We start from the raw sequence: 21,873 nt of genomic DNA, 5'->3' as shown, positions 1-21,873 counted from the left end.
CCAACACCATAGACACTCAGGGAGGAAATCATGGTGAAATTCAACAGACGTGAAACACTGGGTCTGATGGGCGCTGCCGCCGTGGCGGGGCTTGCACGTCCGGCCATTGCCCAGAACCGCAAGACCGTGGTCGGCGCGCTCAGCCTGACCAGCCACTCCGGCAGCTACATTGCGGTGGAACGCGGCTATTTCGCCGATGCCGGCCTCGATGTGGAACTCAAGTTCTTCCAGGCGGCCCAGCCCATGGCCGTGGCGATCGCCAGCGGCGACGTGGACTTCGGCGTGACCGCGATCTCCGGCGGTCTGGTGTCTCTCGCCCAGAAGGGGGCGGTCAAGGTGATCGGCGGGGCCCTGTCCGAAGCGCCGGGCATCGACGGCCAGAAGATCCTGGCCTCCGACGAGGCCTTCAAGGCCGGCCTGACCTCGCCCAAGGGCCTGGACGGTAAGCGCTTCGGCATGACCACGGCCGGCTCCTCGTTCCACTACATGGGCTCCAAGATCGCCGCCGCGGAAGGCGCGACGCCGCAATTCGTGCCGCTGCAGAAGGTCGGTGCCATCATTGGTGCGCTGAAGTCGAACCAGATCGATGCCTGGTCCATCGTTCCGCACATCGCCAAGCCGCTGGCCGGCTCGGGTGCCGCGCATATCATCGGCAACGTCGCCGACTATATTCCGAACTACCAGGTGACGACCGTCTTCACCTCCGCCAAGAACGCCGCCGACGACCGTGCTCTGACCGAAGCCTTCCTCAAGGGCTATTCCGCAGGCGTGGCTGACTATGACGACACCATGGTGGACAAGAAGAACGGCGAGGCCGCCATCAACGAGATGGTCGAGCTGATCCACAAATACGTCTACACCGACCGGCCGCTGGAAAAGGCCGCTCCGTCGATCATCAACGGCTCCATGCTGCTCAACCGCGGCGCGGCGCTGAATGTGGCCTCCGTGCGCGACCAGCTGAACTGGTTCCAGTCCGAAGGCCTGGTGGACAAGGCGATCACCCTCGATACGCTTCTGGACACCAGCTACGTCGAGACCATCGACTCCTAAGAGGGCAACTCCCTCCCGGCGGCGGCCTGACTGTTTACCCACCATGGGGCGTCGCCGGTTTTTTATTTAGCAAACCGAGAGCCGAAATGGACATCAGACTGGATGCCATCAGCCATTCCTATGGCGAAACGGAAGTGCTGCGGGACATCACCCTTGACATTCCTTCAGGCAAGATCGTCTGCCTGGTCGGGCCGTCCGGTTGCGGCAAGTCCACGCTGCTGCGCTTCGCCGGCGGTCTGGAGCGCCCGGCCTCGGGCCGCGTCCTGCAGCTCGGCACCCCGCCGGAAAACTGTCTGAACCCGCTGACCTACATCTTCCAGGACTTCGCCCTGCTGCCCTGGCGCACCGTGCGCGGCAACATCTCGCTGGTGCTGGAGGATCACGGCATCCGCGGCGCCAAGGCGGATATGATCATCACCGACGTTCTTGCCCGCACCAAGCTGACCGATTTTGCCAAGGCTCTGCCCAAGCAGCTCTCCGGCGGCATGAAGCAGCGTGTCGCCATCGCCCGGGCGCTTGCCGTCAATCCGGCGGTGATGCTGATGGACGAACCGCTGTCGGCCCTCGACAGCCAGACGCGTGAACTCCTGATGGACGACCTGATCGCCCTTTGGACGCGCACACCGTTTACCGCCGTCTATGTCACCCACAACCTCGCCGAAGCCGTCCGCCTCGGCCATTCGGTCGTCGTTCTGTCGCGCCGGCCGGGGCGCATTCGCGAGATCGTCACCATCGACAAGCCCTTGGCTGAGCGCGGCTATGCCGACCCGGAACTGGAGAACATCCAGAAGCACCTGTGGGGCCTGATGCGCGAAGAGGCGCGGGCGGCGGATGAGGAGCTGATCGATGTCTGATCTCTCGTTGAATTCCACGCCGGCTGCGGCCGACAACCGTCAGATGGAAGTCCGCTTCCGCGGCGGCGGTTTCGCGCCGAAAAGCCGCCGCTGGGTCGGCCTTGCCGTGTTCGCGGTGCTGATCGGGGTGGTCGAATGGGGCACGCGCTCCGGCTGGATCTCCGCCCTGACCCTGCCAAGACCGTCCGACGTCCTGAAGACCCTGGGCGATCTCTACTCCTCCGGCCTGCTTTACAAGCATCTCTCGCTGTCGCTGTCCCGTCTTGTGGTGGGTGCCGCCATCGGGGCCAGCGTCGGCGTCTCCGTCGGTGTGGTCATCGGCCTGTTTTCCTATATCCGCGCAGGCCTGGTGCCGCTGATCGCCGCGATCTTCCCGATCCCTAAAATCGCGCTCTTGCCGCTCTTCGTGATCTGGTTCGGCATCGACGAAGGCTCCAAATACGCCCTGATCGCCTTCGGCACCTTCACCCCCACCGTGGTTGCCACCTACGGCGCGGTCGATAACGTCGACCGGTCGCTGATCCGCATGGGCCAGAGCTTCGGCTTGTCGTGGTTTTCCATCGTGCGCAAGATCGTGCTTCCGGGTGCCATGCCGGGCATTCTCTCGGGCCTGCGCATCAGTCTGGCGATTGCCATCATCCTGCTGGTCGCCGCCGAAATGCTCGGCGCGCAATACGGTATCGGCGCCTATATCCTGGAAGCCGGCTCGCTTTACGATCTGGAACGGCTGTTCGCGGGTGTTGTGATCCTGTCGCTGCTCGGCGTCATCGTCTCCGCCGTCATCGGCCTGATCGAGCGCCGCGTGCTCGGGTGGCGCTCGTGAGCCGCACGCCGGAAGCCGACTATGACGTGATCGTCGCCGGCGGTGGCGCCGGTGGTGTCGGCGCTGCCCTCGGAGCGGCGCAGGAAGGCGCCAAGGTGCTGCTGGTGGAAAAATACGGCTTCCTCGGCGGCGCCGCGACTACCTCAAACGTGCTTGCCTATTGCGGCTTCTTCCAGCAAGGCCCGGAACCGGTGAAAGCCGTGGGCGGTGTCGCCGATCTGGTGCTCGATGAGCTGCGCGCCCTTGGCCTGCCCTGCGATCCGTTCCGTTCGCCGACCACGTCGAACTGGATCATTCTGCTGGAACCGGAAGCGGTGAAGCTGGCGCTCGACCGGGTGCTGCAGAGCCACGGCGTCGACGTATTGCTGCACACCCGTGTCGCCGCGGTCACCCGCACCGCCGACCGGCTGGAATCGGTGACGCTCGCCGGCATGGACGGCCGCCGCCGCGTGGTCGGCGAAGCCTTTGTCGACGCCACGGGCGATGCCAACCTGGCGCTGCTGACCGGTCTTGCATGCCGGACCGGTAATGAGGCGGGACAGCTGCAAGCAGTTTCCGGCCCGATCCGGGTCGGTGGACGCAATCCGTCCGTGCCCATCGATCGCAAGGCGATCATTGCAGCCCTTGAGGATTACAACAGGACCGGTGACCGGCCGGTGGCCCGCACCGACGGTGGCATCTACACCGAAGTGCCGCAGACCGGCGAGATGTGGTGGATGATCTTCGACCATCCGCTGGAGGATCTGAGTTCCAAGAGCTTCACCCGCGCCGAACAGGCCTCCCGCGCCGCCGCCCATGACTATGTCAACGTGCTGCGCAAGCATGTGCCTGGGTTCGAGAACGCCTACTTGGCCCAGACCGGTCCCCAGATCGGCGTGCGCGAAAGCCGCCATCCACCGGCCCGCTACGAGCTGACGGGTGAGGATCTTCTGATCGGCCGCCGCCGCCCGGACGGGGTCGCCCGCGCGGCTTGGCCGATCGAGGACCATTCGGTTCCCGGAAAGCCGGTCTACCGTTCCATCGGCGGTGAGGGCTTTGCCGATATCCCGCTCGACTGCCTGCGCGCCAAGGGCCTTGAAAACCTGTGCTACGCCGGCCGTGTCATCGGTGCCGACAGCGCCGCCTATGCCTCCATCCGTGTCATGGGCACGGCTTTCGCCACGGGCGAGGCGGCCGGGCGATTCAGCGCAGGTGGCGGGGTCTAGGCGAATTCGCCTGCTGTGGTCTGAACTCTGCCACGATTAGCTAGAGTCTGACGCCTACTTGTCGATGGCGCGCTGCAATTTGTCGATGGCCGCGTAGAAGACCTCGCGTTCTTCCTTGGATAGCTCGCAGATGATCTCCGCCTGGCGCTGACGCGCCAGTGGAATCACTTTGGCGTGCAGTGCCTCGCCCTCCGGCGTGATCGAGCAGGCGATGCGTTTTTTCGCCGTGTCGCTCTCCGGCTTGATCTCGATGAGATTGCGTTGTTCCAGCAGGCGGATGGTCCGGCTGACCAGTGCCTTGTCCGAGGTCGACTGAACGACGAGTTCGCCGAACGGCAGTGTGCCCGCATGGGCGATGAGGGACAGTACTCGCCATTCCGAAACCGAGAGATCGAACTGGCTGGCGTAAGGGGTCGTCAGCTGCCGGCGCAGCGCGCTCATCAGGGTGCTGAGCTTGGTCGTGATGAAATCATGGACGATCAGCCCGTCACCGCTCGGTTCGAGATGCGACCAGGGGCATTCCCCCGCAATTTCCTGCTTTTTCATGGTCCCGCTTCTGGCTCGCTGATCACTCTCGCAGCCACTTTATTATTTGACGGCGGTCGAAATTCAAGTTTGCGAACAGGGTTTTACGCCCTCGCTAAAATTATGTTGACTCATCAATGTTGTTTCGTCAACATCCTGAAAAGTTGATTAGTCAACAAAATCGAGCGCGGTGGTCCTTGGGCTATACGCGGTTCGGCATCTGATAGGTCTGCTTCGAAAAGAGGGGGAAGCCGATGACTTCATCAGTGCTGGGGCAACCTGTGCCCCAGGTGACGGCCCAGGAGAAGGTGCTTGGACGGGCACAGTATTCGGGCGATCTGAAGCTGCCCGGCATGCTGCATGCAAAGCTGCTGCGCAGCCCGCATGCGCATGCACGGATCGTTTCGATCGATACGGCGCAAGCCGCCGCCCTTCCCGGGGTCAAGCTGGTGGTAACTGGGCAGGACGTTCCTGAGCGGTGCTGGGGCGTGAAGCACAAGCAGCAGCATGTCCTCGCCGTCGGCGAAGTCCGGTTCGCCGGCGAGGAAGTGGCAGCCGTTGTCGCGACCAGCGAGGATATCGCCCGCGATGCCCTCGATCTCATCCGTGTCGAATACGAGGAACTGCCGGCCTGTCTCGATCCCGCCGCGTCGCTGAACGAGGGATCGCCTCTGGTGCATCCGGAGGGCAACCTGGCCGACGAGATCAACATCTCCCGCGGGGATGTCGATGCGGGCTTTGCCGCAGCCGACATCGTCCATGAAGAGACCTACAAGGTTCATTCGCAATATCCCGGCTACATGGAACCGATGGCGACGCTCGCGGCCGAAGACGGCAACGGCCGGCTGACGGTCTGGACGTCGACCCAGACCGTGTTTCTGGCCCGGGCTCGCTTTGCCGAGGCGCTCGATCGCCCTGTTTCCACCATTCGCGTGATCCAGCCAACCGTCGGCGGCGGTTTCGGCGCCAAGATCGTCGAAGAACGCAGTAGTGTGATCGCCGCATTCCTGGCGACGAAGGTCGACCGGCCGGTCCGCCTTTGCCTAAGCCGGCTGGAGGACTTCCAGTCCGGCTGCTTCAGCGTGCCCTGCAGCATCAAGCTCAAGATGGGCATGACGCGGGATGGCAGGATCACCGCAAAGGACGTGCAGATCCTGTCCGAATGCGGCGCCTATGCGGGCCTCGCGCCGGAGGTGATGCTGGTCACGGCCATGCGCAGCGACAACATGCAGAAGATCGAGAACGTGCGGTCCTGCGCCCGGCTCGTCTACACCCACACCATGCCCCGTGGTGCCTTTCGAGGCTTTGGCGGCACCCAGATGTCCTTCGCGCTCAACAGCCATATGAGCGTGATGGCCGACAGGCTCGGCATGGATCCGATTGATCTTCATCGCAGGAATGCCATCAAGACCGGCGATGTCAGCGTGCACGGCTGGAACATCGGCAGCTGCGGCCTGCCGGAGTGTCTCGACCAGGTGTCGACCGCCATTCGCTGGACCGAAAAGCGCTCGCGCGCCAAGGATATCGGCCCTTTGCGTCGTGGCGTGGGCATGGCGGCGGCCATGCATGTCAGCGGCAATCGCACCATGGGCAACTGGGACGGTTCGACCGTCGTGCTCAAGGTCAATGAAGACGGTCGCGCTCAGATCCTCACCGCGGAATCCGATATCGGGCAGGGCGCCAATACCATGCTCGCCCAGATCTGTGCCGAGGAACTCGGTATCCCGCTTTCCCACATCACCGTCTCGGCGCCGGATACGGACAGCGCGCCCTATAACCTGGGTTCGCTCGCCTCGCGCGTCACGATCAATGCCGGCAACGCCATGGTCAAGGCGGCGAGACAGGCCAGGACACAGATCCTGGAAGCCGCGGTACAGAAACTGGAATGCGACGCGTCGGACCTGACCATCGCCGATGGAGCCGTCCAGTCGACCTCGAATTCCAATCTGTTCGCGCCGCTGCCGGAAATCTGCAGGTTCCATATCTTCCGCCATGGCGGCGACGGCATCCATGTCCGTGTCACCCACGATCCGGACACGAAGATGATGGATGCCGATCACTACGGCAACATCGCGCCGGCCTATTCCTTCGCCGCCCAGGCGGTGGAAGTGGAGGTCGACACCGAGACCGGTCGGGTGCGCCTGGTCGAGACCTATCTCTCCGACGACTGCGGCAGGGCGATCAACCCGCTCTCTGTCCATGGCCAGTCGAACGGGGCTGCGGTCCAGGCCGTCGGCTGGACGCTCTATGAAAATCTGCAGTTCGAGGACGGACAGGTCATGAACGGAAACCTGGCGGACTACACCATGGCCACCGCCGACGCCCTGCCGACCCTGAACAGTGACATCGTCGAATCCTTCGAGCCGAACGGACCGCTCGGCGCGAAGGGAGCGAGTGAAACCGCGATCCTGCCGGGCGCGCCGGCGATTGCAAATGCGATCTACGATGCCATCGGGGTCCGGATTACCGAGCTGCCGATCACGCCGGAAAAGATCCTCGCCGGCCTCGCAGCCAGGGAGCAGGCCCATGCGTGACTTCGACTTCCTCGAACCGGCGACCCTGAGCGAGGCACTGGCGATGCTGACGGACCTGCAGGACGACGCCTGCGTCTTTGCCGGCGGCACGGCGCTGCTGCTCGGCATGCGCCAGCGCATGCTCCAGCCCGAAACCGTTGTCTCGCTCGGCAGGCTCGACGATCTTCGGGAAATCACCTTCGACCCGGCGACGGGCCTGCGGATCGGCGCCATGGCGCGCCATGCGGATATCGCCCGATCGGACATCGTCCGCCGGCATTATCCGATGCTTGCCGGAATGGCGGCGGGCCTTGCCAATCCGCAGGTGCGCAACCAGGGCACCCTCGGCGGCAATCTCTGCTACGCCGACCCGGCAACCGATCCGCCGTCCTGCCTGATCGCGCTCGGCACGGAAGTCACCATTGCAGGGCCCGCAGGCGAGCGGCATCTGCCGATGGAAGACTTCACCGCCGACTTTTTTGCAACGGCCCTGGAGCCCGGCGAAATCCTGACGGAGATCCGGCTCCCGGCGCCGAAACCGGGCCGCATCGGCCTTTACAGGCGTCATTTGCGCACCCCCGCCGAGCATCGCCCCCTCGCCAACCTGGCGCTCACTATGGGCCTTGATGGGCAGAGCGCCCGGGACATTCGACTGGTGGTCGGTGCCGCTGTGCCCGTACCGCAGCGCCTGGCGCAGGCCGAAGCCTTTCTGAACGGCAAGGCGATCACCCTGGCGGTCGCGGAAGAGGCCGCCGATCTGGCGGCCGGCGAACTTCAGCCGATTTCCGATGGCCGGGGCGAGGGCGAATTCCGCCGGCAGGTGGTGCGCGCGACCGTGTGCCGGGCGCTGGCCGAGGCGAGCGGATTGAACTGGAAGGACAAGGTGGCATGAGCAGGCAGCGTATCGAGCTTGTGGTGAACGGTGAACCCGTCGAGGCCGAGGTGCCGCAGAAGCGTCTGCTGGCGGACTTCCTGCGCGATGACCTTGCCCTGACCGGCACCAAGCGCGGTTGCGAGACCGGGGTGTGCGGCGCCTGTTCGGTTCTCGTCGATGGTGATGTGGTCAAGTCCTGCCTGTGCCTCGCCGTTCAGGCGAACGGCCGCTACGTGACCACGGTGGAAGGCCTGGGCACGGCCGCCGACCTCCATCCTTTGCAGAAGAGTTTCATGGAGCATGGCGGCCTGCAGTGCGGGTATTGCACGCCCGGTTTCCTGATGGCGGCAGCCGACCTTCTGTCACGCAACCCAACCCCCAGCGACGCGGAAATCCGCGAGGGGCTGAACGGCAACCTGTGCCGCTGTACCGGCTATCAGGGCATAGTGGACGCGATCCGCGATGCCGCGGAGACACTTAATGGAAATTGAACTGTCCAGCGTCATCGGCGCACCGATCCAGCGCCTCTGGGATACGCTTCTCGACCCGAACACCATGGCGAAATGCGTGCCCGGCATGCAGTCCATCGAGGTGATCAGCGACCGGGAGTATCTCGCGGAGGTCAAGGTCAAGATCGCCTTCATCAGCGCCCGCTTCAAGGTGCGCACGGTGGTGACGGAAATGACCCCGCCGACGGTCCTTGTCAGCGAAAGCACCGGCGAGGACAGCTCGGTCGGCAGTTCGTTAAAGGCCGTGTCCGAAATGGCGCTGACCGCTGTCGACGAGGCCCGGACGGAACTGCGGGTCAAGGTGAAGGCGACGGTCATGGGCCGTCTCGGAACCCTTGGCCTCAATCCCATGCGGACCAAGGCGGAACGCATGTGGGAAGAATTCTGCCGCAATCTCGAGGCCGCGCTCGAAGCGCCTGTTGAGGCCGTCGCCGCTCCGACGGAAGCCGTGAGCCCGGTTCCAGCCGGGACACCGGTCGCTTCCGAACCTGCGCCTGCGCCAGTCCAAGCCACCCCGGCAGTCGACACAGCCTCCGTGTCAGCGCCGGCAGGCCTGCCCGTGAAGAAGAAAGGCCTGTTCGGCTGGTTATGCCGAACGCAGCCTTCCTCGCAGGAAATCCGTGTCGAGATCCGGCGCAACGGCACGCACGTCATCGTGCACTGGCCGGCCGATCAGAAAGATCAATGCCTGACCTGGCTTGATACCCAGCTTCGCCCGCCCGGCGAGGCATGACGCAGTGAGACAACCCAGACCAAATACAAAGGGGAACAGGATCATGGGTAAATCGCATATCAGACATCTTCTTGCCGGTGCCGCACTCGCGGTCGGCGCAACGCTTGCCTTGGGGCAGTCCGCCTGGGCGGCCGATATCAAGATCGGCTTCATTACGCCGCTATCGGGACCGATCGCGTCCCAGGGCATTCCCTTTTCAAAGGGAATGGCAGCCGGTCAGAAATATGTTTCGGAAGTGAACGGCCGCAAGATCGAGTTCATCCAGCTCGACGATGCCTCCGACCCGTCGCAGACGGCGCGCAATGCCCGCAAGCTGATCGACGAGGACAAGGTCGACGTTATCGTCGGAACCGGCGGCGTTCCGGGTGCCATGGCGCTTGCCTCCATCGCGAGCGAGGCGAAACTGCCGCTGGTGTCCTTCACGCCCCTGTTCCTGTCCGGCGACAAGGCCGCCTGGTCGGTGACCACGGCGCAGCCGGCCTCCCTGATGATCGACGCGGTCGTCGATCACATGAAGAAAGACGGCGTCAAGACCATCGGTTACATCGGCTTTTCAGACTCCTGGGGCGACCTTGCCTATAACACGCTGCTGAAATCGGCCGAAGGCGCGGGCATGGAGGTCGTGACCAACGAGCGGTATGCCCGCTCCGATACGTCCGTGACCGGACAGGCGCTGAAGATCGTCGCGGCCGGGCCGGACGCGGTCATCGGCGGAACCGCCGGCACGCCGGGCGCGCTGCCTTATCTGGCTCTGGCCGACCGCGGCTACCAGGGTGCGATCTACGGAACCCACGGCATCATCAACCCGGACTTCATCCGCGTGGCGGGAGCATCGGCCGAAGGTCTTCTGGCGCCGACCGGCCCGGTGGTCGTCGCCGACCAGTTGCCGGACAGCCATCCGAGCAAGGTCGTCGCGGCGGAATTCGCGGCAGCCTATGAAGCGGCCAACGGTGAGGCACCGAAAGACGCCTTCTCGGCTTATGCTTTCGACGCCTGGAAAGTGATCGCAGACGCGGCCGCGCGGGTTCCCGCCGACATGGAGCCGGGGACGCCGGAATACCGGGCAGCTCTGCGTGACGCGATCTTCGAAACCAAGGATCTGCCGGTCACCCACGGCGTCCTGACCTTCAAGCCGGGCAGCCCTTACGGCGCCGACGACCGCGCCGCGGTGATGGTCAAGCTCGAAAACGGCAACTGGGTCCTGCAATAACCCTGATTGCCGCTGTGTGAGGGTGCTGCCTCATAACCAGGCCTCAAAAGGCCAAATGAAGGAACGACAGTTATGTCCTGGGATATTGCGTCGATACTCGCAGTCGACGGAATGGCAGGTGCTGCAATCTATCTCCTTGCCGGGATAGGTCTGGTCCTGGTCTTTTCGGTGACACGGGTCATCTACGTGCCGTTCGGAGATGTGGCCGTCTTCAGCGCCCTCACACTTGCCTTTATCGAGGCGGGCCGCGTGCCGCCGACCATCGGTCTGGTCGCCACGCTTGCGGCTCTCGCCACCCTGATGGAAGTTGTCCGGTTTGCCGGGCTCAGGGAATTCGCACGTATTCCCAAAGCCGTCTTCTACTGGGGGATTCTTCCGCTTCTACCCTGCGTACCCGCCTGGATTTTCGCGGGCAGTGAGATGCCGGCCCTGGCCGCAATTGCGCTATCCCTTGCGCTCGTGGTCCCCATCGCCCCGTTGACGGCCAGGCTGGTCTATCACCCGATTGCCGACGCGTCGGTTCTGGTTCTGCTGATCGCCTCCCTGGTGCTGCATTTCCTGATGTCGGGCCTGGGGCTGCTGTTCTTCGGTCCGGAGGGCTTCCGCACCCGGCCCTTCGTTCAGGGCACGCTTCAACTGGCGCCCGGCTTTTCTGTCAGCTTCCAGATCCTCCTGATGGTAGGGGCTGCGATTGTCCTGGCGGGTCTGTTCTTTCTTGCTTTCGAGCGCACGATGATCGGCAAGGCCCTCAGGGCCACGGCCGTCAACCGGGTCGGGGCGCAACTGGTCGGCATCCGGCCGGCAGCGACCGCCACGCTTGCCTATGTCGCGGTCTCCGTGCTCGCCGGCATCGTCGGTATCCTGATCGCACCGTCCACGACCATGTATTACGACTCCGGCCTGATCATCGGGCTGAAAGCGTTTGTTGCCGCAATCATCGGCGGGTTGAACAGTTATCCGCTCACCGCACTTGGCGCGGTTGCCGTTGGCATGCTGGAGAGCTTCGCCTCGTTCTGGCATGGCGCCTTGAAGGACGTCATCGTGTTTTCGCTTCTAATTCCGGCCCTTCTGGTTCGGTCCCATTTCTCGTCGCATTCCGATGAAGAGCCGGAAGAGGAGGTCTGATCATGAACGCCACCTCCAAAAACCGACTGCTTCTTCTGGTTCCCGTCATCGCTCTGGCCGCCGTTCCGTTTGTTTTCGGCAGCTTCACGGTGTCCCTGTTCAACGATATCGGCATGGCGGCCCTTGTCGTCCTCGGGCTGGTGCTTCTGTCCGGTGTCGGCGGCGTCACCTCCTTCGGCCAGGCGGCCTTCGTTGGAATTGCGGCCTATTCCAGTGCCTGGCTGAACACGCATTTGGGCCTGTCGCCCTGGATCGGACTGCCGTTTGCGCTTCTGGTCACGACCGTCAGCGCTGTTTTGATCGGTATCCTGACCCTGCGGCTCGGCGGTCATTACCTGCCACTCAGTACAATCGCCTGGGGCCTGTCGGTGCCGCTGCTGTTCGGCAACATCGCAACCCTCGGCCGTCACTCCGGCATTTCCGGCATTGCGCCAATCTCCGTAGGTGGCTGGCAGTTCTCCAGCTCCGAGGCGGTGTTCTACGTCATCTGGATCCTGGTCGGGCTTGTGACCGTCTTCAGCTACCGGTTGCTCGATTCCCGCATGGGACGGGTGATCCGGGCGGTGCGTGGAGGCAAGGTGCTGCTGGCGAGTTTCGGCGCCGACATCTTCAGGGTTCGTCTGGCCCTGTTCGTTCTCTCCGCCGTGTTTGCCGCCTTCTCCGGCTGGCTTTATGCCCATGCAAACCGGTTCGTCAGCCCGGCGCCGTTCTCGCTGCACGCCAGCATCGACTACATGTTCATGATGGTGGTCGGCGGCCTTGGTCAGCTTGCAGGCGGCATCGCCGGCACGACGATCGTCATCGCCCTGAAGAGCGTCCTGCAGGATATTCTGCCGCTTTTTTCCACCCATGCCGCCCAGATCCAGGCGGTGGTGTTCGCGATCCTCTTTATTCTGTTGTTGCACCATGCCCGGGGCGGGGTCCTGAGCCTTGCTTCCCGCTTTATCGGAACGAGAAGCGGGGGAGGGGCGCCGGCCGCGATTTCCGGGGAGCCGGTCGAACCGCTCCCGCGGCGCGCCCTTCCGGCGAAGGGAGAGGTTCTCCTCTCCGTCGACGGGGTCTCCAAGCACTTCAAGGGACTGATCGCCGTCAATCAGGTTGGTTTCGACGTTCGGGCCGGCGAGATCGTCGGGCTGATCGGCCCCAACGGTGCGGGAAAGTCGACCATGTTCAATCTCCTGACCGGCACCTTGAACCTGACTGCCGGGCGGATCGCCTTTCTGGGCAAGGACATTTCCGGAAAGTCCCAGCGCGATATCGCCCTGATGGGGATGGCCCGAACGTTCCAGCACGTGAAGCTCAGGCCGCAGATGTCGATCCTGGACAATATCGCGCTGGGCGCACATGCGCGGGGCAGGGCAGGCTATCTGAGTGGCGGTTTCGGCTTTGACGCGCAAGAGGAACGCCGCATCAGGGCGGAGGCCATGCACCAGATCGAGCGGATCGGGCTTGCCGGGCGCGAGCACGAACTTGCCGGCAGCATGCCGCTCGGCACGCAGCGAATCATCGAGATCGCCCGCGCGCTTGCCTCCGACCCGGTTCTCCTGATCCTCGACGAGCCTGCGGCAGGCCTTCGGAAAGGCGAAAAGCAGGCGCTCGGAGACCTGCTCGGCCGATTGCGGGCGGAGGGCGTCACCATCCTCATCGTCGAGCACGACATGGATTTCGTCATGAAACTGGTCGACCGGCTCGTGGTCATGAATTTCGGCACCAAGCTATTCGAAGGCGCCCCGCAGGATGCACGCGCCGACAAGGGCGTTCGCGCCGCCTATCTGGGAGACGCGGCATGACGGCCCTGCTGCAGATCGAGAACCTTCACGTGGCCTATGGCAAGGTCGAGGCGGTTCAGGATGTTTCCCTGACCCTGGAAGCCGGTAGAGCGGTGTCGGTGATCGGGCCCAACGGCGCCGGCAAGACGACTCTGATGGCCGCCGCCATCGGCCTGCTGCCTTCGAGTGGGACAATCCGCTTCGAAGGCGAGGATATCGGCAACGTGTCGGTCGAGGATCGGGTCCGGCGTGGCCTGTGTCTGGTGCCGGAGAGCCGGGAATTGTTCGGAGAGATGTGTGTTGCCGATAACCTGCTACTCGGCGCCTTTACGCGTCGGCCTTCGGCCGCGAAACTGACGCAACTGCTCGACCGCGTCCATGGCTTGTTTCCGCGGCTCGCGGAACGTCGCCACCAACGCGCCGATACGCTGTCAGGCGGCGAGCGTCAGATGCTGGCAATCGGCCGGGCTCTGATGTCCGAACCGCGCCTTCTGATGCTGGACGAGCCGAGCCTCGGCCTTGCACCCCTGATCGTGAAGGAAATTCTCGCCATCGTCCGAAGCCTGCGCGACGACGGCGTCTCCATCCTCCTGGTGGAACAGAATGCCCTAGCAGCGCTTGAAAGCTCCGATTACGGCTACGTGCTGGAATCCGGCCAGGTTGCCCTTGAAGGCAAATCCGCGGACCTGCGTTCGGATGCCCGTGTCTTCGAAAGCTACCTAGGCGGCGTTTAAGGGAAGGTCCGGTTCACACCACGATCAGCGGTAGAGATAGATCGGGCTCGTCCAGGCCCGGGTGCCATCCTCCAGCTCGACGCGAATATAGACCGGATTGTCGCCGTCGGACGTTAGGGCAACAGATCTGGTAAAGCGCAGCGACCGGTGTGGATTGACCGCTGGCAGCCGGCTGACCTTGAAGAAGCGCGGCAGGTCTCCCGAGGCATCGAAGACCTGTTCGTCCAGACCGATCTCCGAAATCGGAACCTCGAAACTGACCAGCGGCGTTTTTACCGAAAGCGTCCCGGCTTGCGCGTCTTCCAGGTAAACATCCGCTCCGCCGAAATTCCCGGTGGTCAGCGCCTTCCAGGAGATGTCCGTCGGGCCGGCATGATCGAGCGTCTTGTCCGGATTGAAGAAGTTGATCGGCGTGGTCGCCGTGACGCCGTTGTCGGAAACCTTGGCCGAGCCGTCCCAGATGACTTCGCGGAAGCGGCCGCGGTATTCCGCGCCTTCCCAGTGCAGCCGCAGGCGCGCACCCAGGTCGTCTTCGCCATAGGGCCGGATGGTCTCCACCAGGTCGAGACCGTTGAAGATATCCACCTTCAGGATCGGCGAATTGCTGTCGACCGAAACCTCCAGCTCCATCTCGCCTTCCGGCAGATGAACGATGTCGCCCATCATGGCAGTGCGCGTCGTGACCGGTTTGCTGTCTGAAAACAACTTCGGATCGTCGTGATAGAGACTGACGTCGTGGGTGAAACGCGCCTCGACGGTGATCGCCATGCGGCCGCCATCGCCGCCGGTGGTACCGTAATGGCGGCGCTTGCGCATGCAGTCGAGCAGGGTGTCGCGGTTGAGTTCCGGCACGTTGAAACAGGTCAGTCCGCCGATCGCGCCGAACTTGCCGGCGCCCGGATAACTCGCGCCCGGGCGTCCCTTGTGGCCGTCGGAATTGCACACCACGCCGACCCGGTAGCCGAACTTGATGGCATCGTGCAGCAGCCATTCGAAGCTGCCCCAGGAAGAGTGAACCTCGACCGACTTCTCGAAACGGCCGTCGTGGGCGTAGCCGATATCCGCATAGCGGCCGCCGCAGTGGGCATAGCAGACCACGTCGGTTTCATCGTTGTCCGCGAAGGCCTGGAACAGTTCCCGGGCGGTGAAGCAATCCGTCTCCGCCGTCGTCTGATCCTCGATCAGCGCATGCGAGGACCGTCGGATCAGGCGGTCGTCGGTCGGGTAGAAAACGTTGCGGTCGCCGCCAAGCGCGGTGTTGCCCGACCACTCGTAGCCGGGCAGGGCCACGAATTCGTCCGGCTTGTCGAACTCTGCCGTGATGCGGTTGAGCTCGGCCCAGAATGCGTCTGTGATCTGGAAGTCATTGCCCTGATGGCCACAGGCATCGACCCAGGCCTTGTCGCGGGCAAAGGCGAAATAGCCGAAAGCGCTGTTGGTGCCGATGGTCTCTTCCGACTGGCCGTGCATGTCGCCCCAGAAATGCACCAGCTTCCGGTCTTCAACGATGAGCGGATTGGTGCGGGCGACAATGATGCCCGCTTCGTCCGTCACGACCACGGCGGCCTGTCCCGGCGCGCTCACGGAAAGCCCCGGGACGGTGACTCCGAAGACGCCTTCGGTCATCTCCACGCTTTCCGGCAGGCCGTCGATGCTGCCTTCCGCCATAAGGAACAGCTTTCCCGAACAGCGGTCTGTCGGATTGCCCCATTTGTCTTCGCCCTTGATCTTGAGCGCGAAGGTCTCGCCCGGCCGGCGCAATGTCGGCATCACGGCGGCATATTTGGCAGCCGGCCCTGGTACGATCGAGATCATCGGCTGGACCGGCAGGGTCTGGAAATTGAACGTGGCGATCGGATCCACCAGAACCCGGAACTCGAACGTGTCTTCGCAGAAGGTCTGCAGCCGCATGCCGGGCCCGCCATGGTCGGTGACACCGAAGCGGATGGTGATCGTGTCGCCCACCTGCAGGAACCCCTTGACCACCTTGATCCAGAGCGTGCGATCCCACGGGCGGACGTTTCCCTTCGGATCCCAGCGGACCTGCAGCACGGCCCCGTTGGAGGCTTCCACGGTGCAGTAGTTGGCGGCCGACGGATCGTCGAACTGCGGATTGCCCTGGTCGGATGCAAACCGGAAGCAGACCCGGAGGCTGCCGGAATCGTCAATGCCGAAGGTGCCCGCCGTATAGACCAGGGTGAACGATGCGTAGGACCCGGCCTCGAAGGCGCCCGCCGGCGTGATTTCCGCGTGGCCCAACAGGGACGGATCGATGGGGTCGCGGATCACGCCGCTGTTCATCGCTTCCCAGGGGCGGTCTTGACGATCGGTGACGGGTACGCTGGCGGACATTTGAAACCTTCTTTTTTTCTTGTTGAACGGAAAGGCGGCGGTTCGCCGGGCCTCAGCCGAACAGCTGCACGAGGAACAGGGAAACGGGCGGGAAGTAGGTGATGATCAGGAGATCGATCAGAAGCACGCCGATATAGGGCCAGATGGTGGTCACGATCTTTTCGATCGGCACCTTGGTGATCGCGGAGGCAATGAACAGGTCAACACCGAGCGGGGGCGTGACGGTGCCGATGCTCAGGTTCACCGAGACGATGATGCCGAACAGGATCGGATCGATCCCGAAGCTCATGGCGGCGGGATAGAGGATCGAGGTGAAGATCACGACCGCGGCAGCCGCGTTCATGATGCAGCCGACGAACAGCAGAAAGATGTTCACCAGCAGCAGATATAGGATCGGCCCGCCGGCAACACTGGCCAGATAGGCGGAGATGCTCTGCGGGATCTGGTTGATGGTGATCAGCCAGGCAAAGACACCGGCGGAATTCATGATGAACATCACCACCGCCGACGACAGGACGGCCTTCTGGAAGGCCTTGTAGAGATCCTTGAGCGTCAGTTCCCGGTAGATGAAGCCGACGATCAGGCCATAGAGCACGGCAACGATGGCGGCTTCCGTCGGGGTGAACACGCCGCCGTAGATGCCCGACAGGATGATGACCGGCATGAGCAGCGGCAGGAAGGCGGCCCGGAAGCTGTCCCAGATCCCGGTCAGACCCTGAAATTCGGTTTTCTCGATGCCCTCGCGGCGGGTCATGAACCAGTTGAGCGCCAGCATGGAAAGACAGATCACGATCCCGGGCAGCAGCCCTGCAAGGAAGAGATCGGCGATGGAAACGCCGGTGACGACCCCATAGAGGATCAGCAGGATGCTCGGGGGAATGATCATGCCGGTGACGCCTGCGGCCGCGATGGCGGCGGCGGTATATTGCGGGCGGTAGCCCTTTTCCTCCATCGGGGCATTCATGACCCCGCCGATAGCGGCCACCGTCGCCGCGTTGGACCCCGAAAGGGCTGCGAAGAAACTGGAACCCAGAATAGCGACCGCGCCCAGCCCGCCCGTCAGGTGCCCGACCAGGGAGCCTGCGAAATTGACCAGTCGGCGCGACATGCCGCCGGTCGACATGATTTCACCGGCGAGAATGAAGAAGGGAATGGCCAGCAGCGGGAAGGAATTGTTCGTGGACAGCAGGCGCTGCGCGGCGATCTGGAGATCGATACCACTGATGATCAGTCCCAGGACGCTCGACAGGCCCAGTGCCACCGCGATCGGTGCACGGATGAGCATGAGCAGGATGAGGGACCCGAAAATCGTTGCCGTTACCATGGATGTGTACCGATCTCAGGAAGGGGGAGGTTATTGGCCATCTGCGAGTAGCTCGGCGTCGGGCGCCTTGAGCTGCCTGGCGACCAGTTCCAGAGAAAACAGAATGAGGAAGGCCATGCCGACGGGAACGGCGCCGTAGACCCACGCCATGGAGATTTCCAGGGCCGGCGAGATCTGCGGCTGGACCCGCATCGTGAGCTTGATGCCGGCAACCAGGATCAGGGCGAAGAAAACGATGCCGAGCAGCGTCGAGCCGACCAGCGCGGCACGGCGCGGGACCGCGGGCAGGTGGGAAACAACGACGCCGATGGCCGCGTGAACGTTGCGTCTCAGGGCCACGGCCGAGCCCAGGCTGATCATCCAGATGAAGAGATAGCGGATGAGTTCGGCCGGAAAGGCCAGCGAGCTTTCGATGATGAAGCGGAAGACCACCGTCGCGATGCCGAGAACGAACATCGCGACGAAGCTGAGGACGCACACCACCGACAGGGTGAGTTCAGTAAGGTCGAGGAATTTCTTGATGACCTGCATGATCAGGGTTCCCTGCCGGTGGCGCTGGCGCTTACTTGGCTTCGACCGCGGACTGGATCAGGTCGGCGCCGATCTTGTCCTTGTATTCGGCCCAGACCGGCTCCATGGCCTTCTGGAAGGCAGTGGCCTGTTCCGGGGTCAGGCGGGTGACGACCATGCCGCCCTTCGCCATCTCGTCGAGATAGGTCGCCTCGACTGCATTCAGTTCCTTGCGTTCCCAGTCCTGGGTCTCGATGGCGGTTTCCTTGAACAGCGCTTTCACGTTGTCCGGGGACTTCTGCCAGAGGCCGTCGCTTGCCAGGAACATGATGCCGGCCCACTGGTGGCGGGACAGGGTGATGTTGCCCTGGACCTTGTCGAAGCCGAAGGCCTTGACGTTGCCGACCGGGTTGTCCTGGCCGTCGACGGTGCCCTGCTGCAGGCCGGTGAAGACCTCGGACAGCGCCATTGGCGTCGGGTTGGCGCCGAGCGCCTTGAAGGTGGCGACATTGAGCGGGTTGTTCACGACGCGGAACTTCACGCCCTTCATGTCGTCCGGCATCTCGATCTTCTTGTCCCGGGTCGTGATGGTCCGGAAGCCGCTTTCGTACATGGCAAGCGTATGGATGCCGGTTTCCTTCTGCAGTCCGTCGTAGAGCGCCTGGCCGACCGGGCCGTCGGAAACCGCATAGGCATGCTCACTGTCGCGGAACAGGAACGGCAGGTAGAAGATATCGAGCGGGGAATAGAAGCTCGCCACGTTGGTGGTCGGAACGAGGGCGAAATCGACAACGCCGATTTGGGCGGATTCGACCAGCTCGCGCGAGGATCCGATGGTGCTGTTCGGGAACACCTGGACCGTGATCTTGCCGCCGCTCTTTTCCTTGATCTTGTCGGCGAACATCTGCGCGCCTTTGGCGAGCGGATGGCTCTCGTTATAGGGATGGCCGAATTTCAGGGTCATTTCCGGATAATCTTCGGCGCTGGCACCGCTGAGAGCGACAAGGCTTACGGAAAGGGCCGCGATGGCGGTTCGCGCGGTCCGGAACAGCCTGCTGGTCAGGCCGGGGCGATTGGATCCGGGGCGATTGGATAAGGTCAGGTTCATGGAAGGTGCTCCTGTCTGCTGTGGTTTGATCCGCTCCCCAAAAGCGGACTGATCACGATGGGCTTGGCGCCCATTCTGCTTTTCACCGGCGAAGCTGGATGCGCCGGCATGTCAAAACATCTCGCGCAGGTTGGTCTGCTCCGGCGAGGAGATGGGAACGATCTCGATCACCCGGTCGCTCGGCGGTACGAAGATCCGTTGCCAGGTGATCGGTGCGTCCCGGTAGCTGAGGCCGCCGACGGTCCAGACGATGCCGTATTGGCCATGGGGCACGTTCAGGACGCGCGTGATCCGTGGCGGCAGCGGCTGACACACCATGGTCTGGTGCGTGTTGATCGTCGGCGCGTTGAAGCGTTCTGCCAGGAAGTCGCGAAAGGACACACCGTTGAGCGTCGCTTCGCTCATCCCAGCGATTTCGGCAAACCGGCTGGCGGGCAGGTAGATCTCGCTGAAGACGTCGAACTCGTCATTCACGTTCACGAGGCGGTGTATGTGGACATATTCCTCTTCGGGGGTTCCGAAGAAATTGCTCCACGGTCCGCTTTCGCTCGTCAGCTCGACGCCGATGATCTTGAAGTAGACCGGCAGAAGCTGCTTGCCACCCTCCGCCATGAAACGGAAGTGCCGCAACTGGCCTTCCTGGGCCTGGGCGCCGGTAACGAAGGTCCCGCGCCCGTGATGGCGTTCGACCACGCCCATCTGCACCAGGCTGCGCAGGGCCCGCTGGACGGTGCCGAGGCTGGCATCCATTTCGGCGGCGAGCTGGTCTTCGGCCGGAAGACGGTCTCCCGGAAGCCAGCGCCCTTCCTCAATCGCGCTCAGGATCTCCTCAGAGATCTGGCGGTGTTTCGCTTTTGCCGAACCAAGTTTCGAAACTTTCACGGGTCTGCACCTGTCGCGCTTGATTAAGTCCTATAAAGGACCGTTGCTATAGACGCTACAGATTCAATAAAAAGGCTACAAGTCCTATATAGGAATAAAATTCAATTGGAGTCATTATGAGCAAAGTGCTCATTGCCTGGACTTCGAATGGATGTGGTCTGCTCATCTGGTGTGCAAAATGGACCGAGGACTGCCCGGTTCTATGAGCAGACGAAACAAAAGCCTTGAGCCGTTGCCTGTCCGGATGGTCTCAAGCAATGCTCTTGCGCGGTTCCTGTTAAACCGGAGCGGAGGTAGGCCTGCGGAGTAGCAGGAGAGGGAGATCCGCCGTGCATCCCTGAAGGATAGGGCGAATTTGACCGGCGTCATTGCTGTAAAACGCTGAAAATCAGCCGGCTTCCTGCGGCTTTGTGCCTTGTGTCCGAACAATTTCCTTCCTACCATTCGGCCTGTTTGATGAGGGTAGGGCCAAGCGTGCATTTCGAGCAGATCTTCTATCCGGTGATGCAGGCTGTTGCGGCCCGTCCGAAACTTGCCGGTCTCGTGTTCGCCTTCGATCCTTGGGGAAATCCTCTGGGGGAGTCGTATTCCCGCGACCCCACCTCGGCGGTCGCCGCCATGCACCGGGAAGGAGCGGTTACCTATCGCACGCTTTACCGGCACTGGGTCGTGACCGGCTATGACGAAGCCCTGGAAGTGCTTTCGCGCGACGATCTGCTGGTGGGAGAGCCGATCGGCCTGCTGTTGAACGTCCGGCCTTATTCGAAACTTTCGCCGTTGGCCCAATGGACGTTCCGGAACCTTATCCTGGTGAGCGACCCCCCGGATCACACCCGCTTGCGCCGGATGGTGCACAGGGAGTTCACCTCCCGCAGCATCACCCGGCTCGAAGGGCGTATCGAGGCCACGGCGTATCGGCTTCTGGAGAGGCTTGGGGACAAGCCCGACGGCGATCTGACGCGGGACTTTACCAGGCCGCTGGCGAATGCGGCCGTTGCGAGCCTGATCGGCATACCAGAGGAGGACTGGGACTGGTCGCAGCGCATGACCGACGTGATCGTCAAGCTGCTCGACCCTCTATTGCGGTTCGATCCGGAAACGGTCAGCGCCACCATCGACGAACTCTATCGCTATTTCGACGCTCTGGCCGAACAGCGCAAGCAAGAGCCGAAGGACGATTTCATCACCGCCATGGTGCGGGCGGAGGGTGAGGAGTTCAGCCGCAAGGAAACGATCACCATGGCCTTGATGATGCTGGGGGCAGGGTCGCAGACGACCGGCGGACTGGTCGGCAATTCGATCCTGGCGCTTTCCCGGTTTCCCGACCAGCAGGCTCTGTTACGTGAAAATCCGAAAATCTGGCCGAATGCGGTTGAGGAATTCTGCCGTTTCGACACGTCGGTGAAATTTGCGCCGCGGTACACGCCTCACGACATGGAACTCGCCGGCAAGCGCATCCCGGCCGGATCGAACATCATGATCCAGCTTGTCGCCGCCAACCGGGATCCGCGGCGTTACGACGAGCCGGATCGCTTGCGGCTGGACCGGCCGGATCCGCAGCCGCTGACTTTCGGCTATGGTATTCACTTCTGCCTGGGGGCGGCGCTGACCCGCATGGTGCTGGAGGTGGGGATCAAGGCCTTTCTGGATGTCTATTCCCGCTTCGACATCGAAGCGGGCAGGGTGTCATGGCGCAAGTCGCTGCTGTTGCGCGGTGCGACCCGGATGCCCTTTTCAGGGGTGCGGCGACAGGCGGCGGTGTCGGCATAGCCG

At 63.0% G+C, this 21,873-nt stretch carries 19 protein-coding genes; 13 read left to right on the top strand and 6 right to left on the bottom strand.

Annotated elements, in window-relative coordinates; genetic code table 11:
- The first annotated feature begins 30 nt into the window (after window positions 1-30).
- From ABIN98_RS23800 to ABIN98_RS23785, 4 genes are all read left to right on the top strand, one after another.
- A complete protein-coding gene (locus ABIN98_RS23800; RefSeq protein WP_394701602.1) occupies window positions 31-1,050 on the top strand; it encodes an ABC transporter substrate-binding protein in 1,020 nt (339 codons plus the stop codon).
- A gap of 86 nt (window positions 1,051-1,136) precedes the next feature.
- Window positions 1,137-1,904, top strand: coding sequence for an ABC transporter ATP-binding protein (locus ABIN98_RS23795; RefSeq protein ID WP_346913824.1), 768 nt, complete (start codon window positions 1,137-1,139; stop codon window positions 1,902-1,904).
- Window positions 1,897-2,727, top strand: a complete 831-nt coding sequence (locus tag ABIN98_RS23790; RefSeq protein WP_346913822.1) for an ABC transporter permease — start codon at window positions 1,897-1,899, stop codon at window positions 2,725-2,727. Before ABIN98_RS23795 ends, ABIN98_RS23790 begins: the two co-directional genes overlap by 8 nt.
- On the top strand, window positions 2,724-3,932 hold the full coding sequence (locus tag ABIN98_RS23785; protein WP_346913820.1) for an FAD-dependent oxidoreductase: 1,209 nt from the start codon (window positions 2,724-2,726) through the stop codon (window positions 3,930-3,932). The genes ABIN98_RS23790 and ABIN98_RS23785 overlap by 4 nt, the downstream gene beginning before the upstream one ends.
- Window positions 3,933-3,986: 54 nt before the next feature.
- On the opposite strand, the gene ABIN98_RS23780 is transcribed toward ABIN98_RS23785, so the two are convergent.
- Window positions 3,987-4,478, bottom strand: coding sequence for a MarR family transcriptional regulator (locus ABIN98_RS23780; protein ID WP_346913818.1), 492 nt, complete (start codon window positions 4,476-4,478; stop codon window positions 3,987-3,989).
- Between the two features lie 233 nt (window positions 4,479-4,711).
- Here ABIN98_RS23780 and ABIN98_RS23775 point away from each other — a divergent pair, with 233 nt between their 5' ends.
- The 8 genes from ABIN98_RS23775 (at window position 4,712) to ABIN98_RS23740 (ending at window position 13,924) form a co-directional block, all read left to right on the top strand.
- On the top strand, window positions 4,712-6,991 hold the full coding sequence (locus ABIN98_RS23775; protein ID WP_346913816.1) for a xanthine dehydrogenase family protein molybdopterin-binding subunit: 2,280 nt from the start codon (window positions 4,712-4,714) through the stop codon (window positions 6,989-6,991).
- Window positions 6,984-7,862: a xanthine dehydrogenase family protein subunit M gene (locus ABIN98_RS23770; protein ID WP_346913814.1), complete on the top strand. Its 879-nt coding sequence runs from the start codon at window positions 6,984-6,986 to the stop codon at window positions 7,860-7,862. Before ABIN98_RS23775 ends, ABIN98_RS23770 begins: the two co-directional genes overlap by 8 nt.
- Entirely contained in the window at window positions 7,859-8,335 is a 477-nt protein-coding gene (locus tag ABIN98_RS23765; RefSeq protein ID WP_346913812.1) for a (2Fe-2S)-binding protein, read from the top strand. Before ABIN98_RS23770 ends, ABIN98_RS23765 begins: the two co-directional genes overlap by 4 nt.
- Window positions 8,325-9,086 (top strand): SRPBCC domain-containing protein, encoded by a 762-nt coding sequence (locus ABIN98_RS23760; RefSeq protein WP_346913810.1) that lies wholly within the window; start codon window positions 8,325-8,327, stop codon window positions 9,084-9,086. Before ABIN98_RS23765 ends, ABIN98_RS23760 begins: the two co-directional genes overlap by 11 nt.
- A 43-nt stretch (window positions 9,087-9,129) precedes the next feature.
- Window positions 9,130-10,296, top strand: coding sequence for an ABC transporter substrate-binding protein (locus ABIN98_RS23755; RefSeq protein ID WP_346913808.1), 1,167 nt, complete (start codon window positions 9,130-9,132; stop codon window positions 10,294-10,296).
- A gap of 72 nt (window positions 10,297-10,368) precedes the next feature.
- Window positions 10,369-11,421: a branched-chain amino acid ABC transporter permease gene (locus ABIN98_RS23750; RefSeq protein WP_346913806.1), complete on the top strand. Its 1,053-nt coding sequence runs from the start codon at window positions 10,369-10,371 to the stop codon at window positions 11,419-11,421.
- 2 nt (window positions 11,422-11,423) lie between these two features.
- Window positions 11,424-13,211 (top strand): branched-chain amino acid ABC transporter ATP-binding protein/permease, encoded by a 1,788-nt coding sequence (locus ABIN98_RS23745; protein WP_346913804.1) that lies wholly within the window; start codon window positions 11,424-11,426, stop codon window positions 13,209-13,211.
- Complete coding sequence (locus ABIN98_RS23740; RefSeq protein WP_346913802.1) at window positions 13,208-13,924, top strand: ABC transporter ATP-binding protein; 717 nt, start codon at window positions 13,208-13,210, stop codon at window positions 13,922-13,924. Before ABIN98_RS23745 ends, ABIN98_RS23740 begins: the two co-directional genes overlap by 4 nt.
- A 24-nt stretch (window positions 13,925-13,948) precedes the next feature.
- Here the strand turns inward: ABIN98_RS23740 and ABIN98_RS23735 are convergent, their stop codons facing one another.
- The 5 genes from ABIN98_RS23735 to ABIN98_RS23715 form a co-directional block, all read right to left on the bottom strand.
- Complete coding sequence (locus ABIN98_RS23735) at window positions 13,949-16,276, bottom strand: DUF3604 domain-containing protein (protein WP_346913800.1); 2,328 nt, start codon at window positions 16,274-16,276, stop codon at window positions 13,949-13,951.
- A gap of 52 nt (window positions 16,277-16,328) precedes the next feature.
- Window positions 16,329-17,600, bottom strand: a complete 1,272-nt coding sequence (locus ABIN98_RS23730; RefSeq protein ID WP_346913798.1) for a TRAP transporter large permease — start codon at window positions 17,598-17,600, stop codon at window positions 16,329-16,331.
- Between the two features lie 30 nt (window positions 17,601-17,630).
- Window positions 17,631-18,131 carry a TRAP transporter small permease gene (locus ABIN98_RS23725; protein ID WP_346913796.1) on the bottom strand — a complete coding sequence of 167 codons (501 nt, stop codon included), beginning with the start codon at window positions 18,129-18,131 and terminating at the stop codon, window positions 17,631-17,633.
- A gap of 31 nt (window positions 18,132-18,162) precedes the next feature.
- Window positions 18,163-19,218, bottom strand: a complete 1,056-nt coding sequence (locus ABIN98_RS23720; RefSeq protein ID WP_346913794.1) for a TRAP transporter substrate-binding protein — start codon at window positions 19,216-19,218, stop codon at window positions 18,163-18,165.
- A gap of 111 nt (window positions 19,219-19,329) precedes the next feature.
- Complete coding sequence (locus ABIN98_RS23715; RefSeq protein ID WP_346913792.1) at window positions 19,330-20,100, bottom strand: GntR family transcriptional regulator; 771 nt, start codon at window positions 20,098-20,100, stop codon at window positions 19,330-19,332.
- Between the two features lie 456 nt (window positions 20,101-20,556).
- Between ABIN98_RS23715 and ABIN98_RS23710 the strand changes: the two genes are divergently transcribed.
- Window positions 20,557-21,870: a cytochrome P450 gene (locus ABIN98_RS23710; protein WP_346913790.1), complete on the top strand. Its 1,314-nt coding sequence runs from the start codon at window positions 20,557-20,559 to the stop codon at window positions 21,868-21,870.
- Window positions 21,871-21,873 lie beyond the last annotated feature (3 nt).

The sequence above is a fragment of the uncultured Roseibium sp. genome (genome assembly GCF_963675095.2).
GTDB lineage: Bacteria > Pseudomonadota > Alphaproteobacteria > Rhizobiales > Stappiaceae > Roseibium.
Note: the sequence above shows the minus strand (reverse complement) of the source record. Positions and strands in the feature narration are given on the sequence as shown.

Coding starts and splice junctions, on each gene's coding strand:
- ABIN98_RS23800 (WP_394701602.1), top strand. CDS start 31: ATGGTGAAATTCAACAGACGTGAAACACTGGGTCTGATGGGCGCTGCC.
- ABIN98_RS23795 (WP_346913824.1), top strand. CDS start 1,137: ATGGACATCAGACTGGATGCCATCAGCCATTCCTATGGCGAAACGGAA.
- ABIN98_RS23790 (WP_346913822.1), top strand. CDS start 1,897: ATGTCTGATCTCTCGTTGAATTCCACGCCGGCTGCGGCCGACAACCGT.
- ABIN98_RS23780 (WP_346913818.1), bottom strand. CDS start 4,478: ATGAAAAAGCAGGAAATTGCGGGGGAATGCCCCTGGTCGCATCTCGAA.
- ABIN98_RS23775 (WP_346913816.1), top strand. CDS start 4,712: ATGACTTCATCAGTGCTGGGGCAACCTGTGCCCCAGGTGACGGCCCAG.
- ABIN98_RS23770 (WP_346913814.1), top strand. CDS start 6,984: ATGCGTGACTTCGACTTCCTCGAACCGGCGACCCTGAGCGAGGCACTG.
- ABIN98_RS23765 (WP_346913812.1), top strand. CDS start 7,859: ATGAGCAGGCAGCGTATCGAGCTTGTGGTGAACGGTGAACCCGTCGAG.
- ABIN98_RS23760 (WP_346913810.1), top strand. CDS start 8,325: ATGGAAATTGAACTGTCCAGCGTCATCGGCGCACCGATCCAGCGCCTC.
- ABIN98_RS23755 (WP_346913808.1), top strand. CDS start 9,130: ATGGGTAAATCGCATATCAGACATCTTCTTGCCGGTGCCGCACTCGCG.
- ABIN98_RS23750 (WP_346913806.1), top strand. CDS start 10,369: ATGTCCTGGGATATTGCGTCGATACTCGCAGTCGACGGAATGGCAGGT.
- ABIN98_RS23745 (WP_346913804.1), top strand. CDS start 11,424: ATGAACGCCACCTCCAAAAACCGACTGCTTCTTCTGGTTCCCGTCATC.
- ABIN98_RS23740 (WP_346913802.1), top strand. CDS start 13,208: ATGACGGCCCTGCTGCAGATCGAGAACCTTCACGTGGCCTATGGCAAG.
- ABIN98_RS23735 (WP_346913800.1), bottom strand. CDS start 16,276: ATGTCCGCCAGCGTACCCGTCACCGATCGTCAAGACCGCCCCTGGGAA.
- ABIN98_RS23730 (WP_346913798.1), bottom strand. CDS start 17,600: ATGGTAACGGCAACGATTTTCGGGTCCCTCATCCTGCTCATGCTCATC.
- ABIN98_RS23725 (WP_346913796.1), bottom strand. CDS start 18,131: ATGCAGGTCATCAAGAAATTCCTCGACCTTACTGAACTCACCCTGTCG.
- ABIN98_RS23720 (WP_346913794.1), bottom strand. CDS start 19,218: ATGAACCTGACCTTATCCAATCGCCCCGGATCCAATCGCCCCGGCCTG.
- ABIN98_RS23710 (WP_346913790.1), top strand. CDS start 20,557: ATGAGGGTAGGGCCAAGCGTGCATTTCGAGCAGATCTTCTATCCGGTG.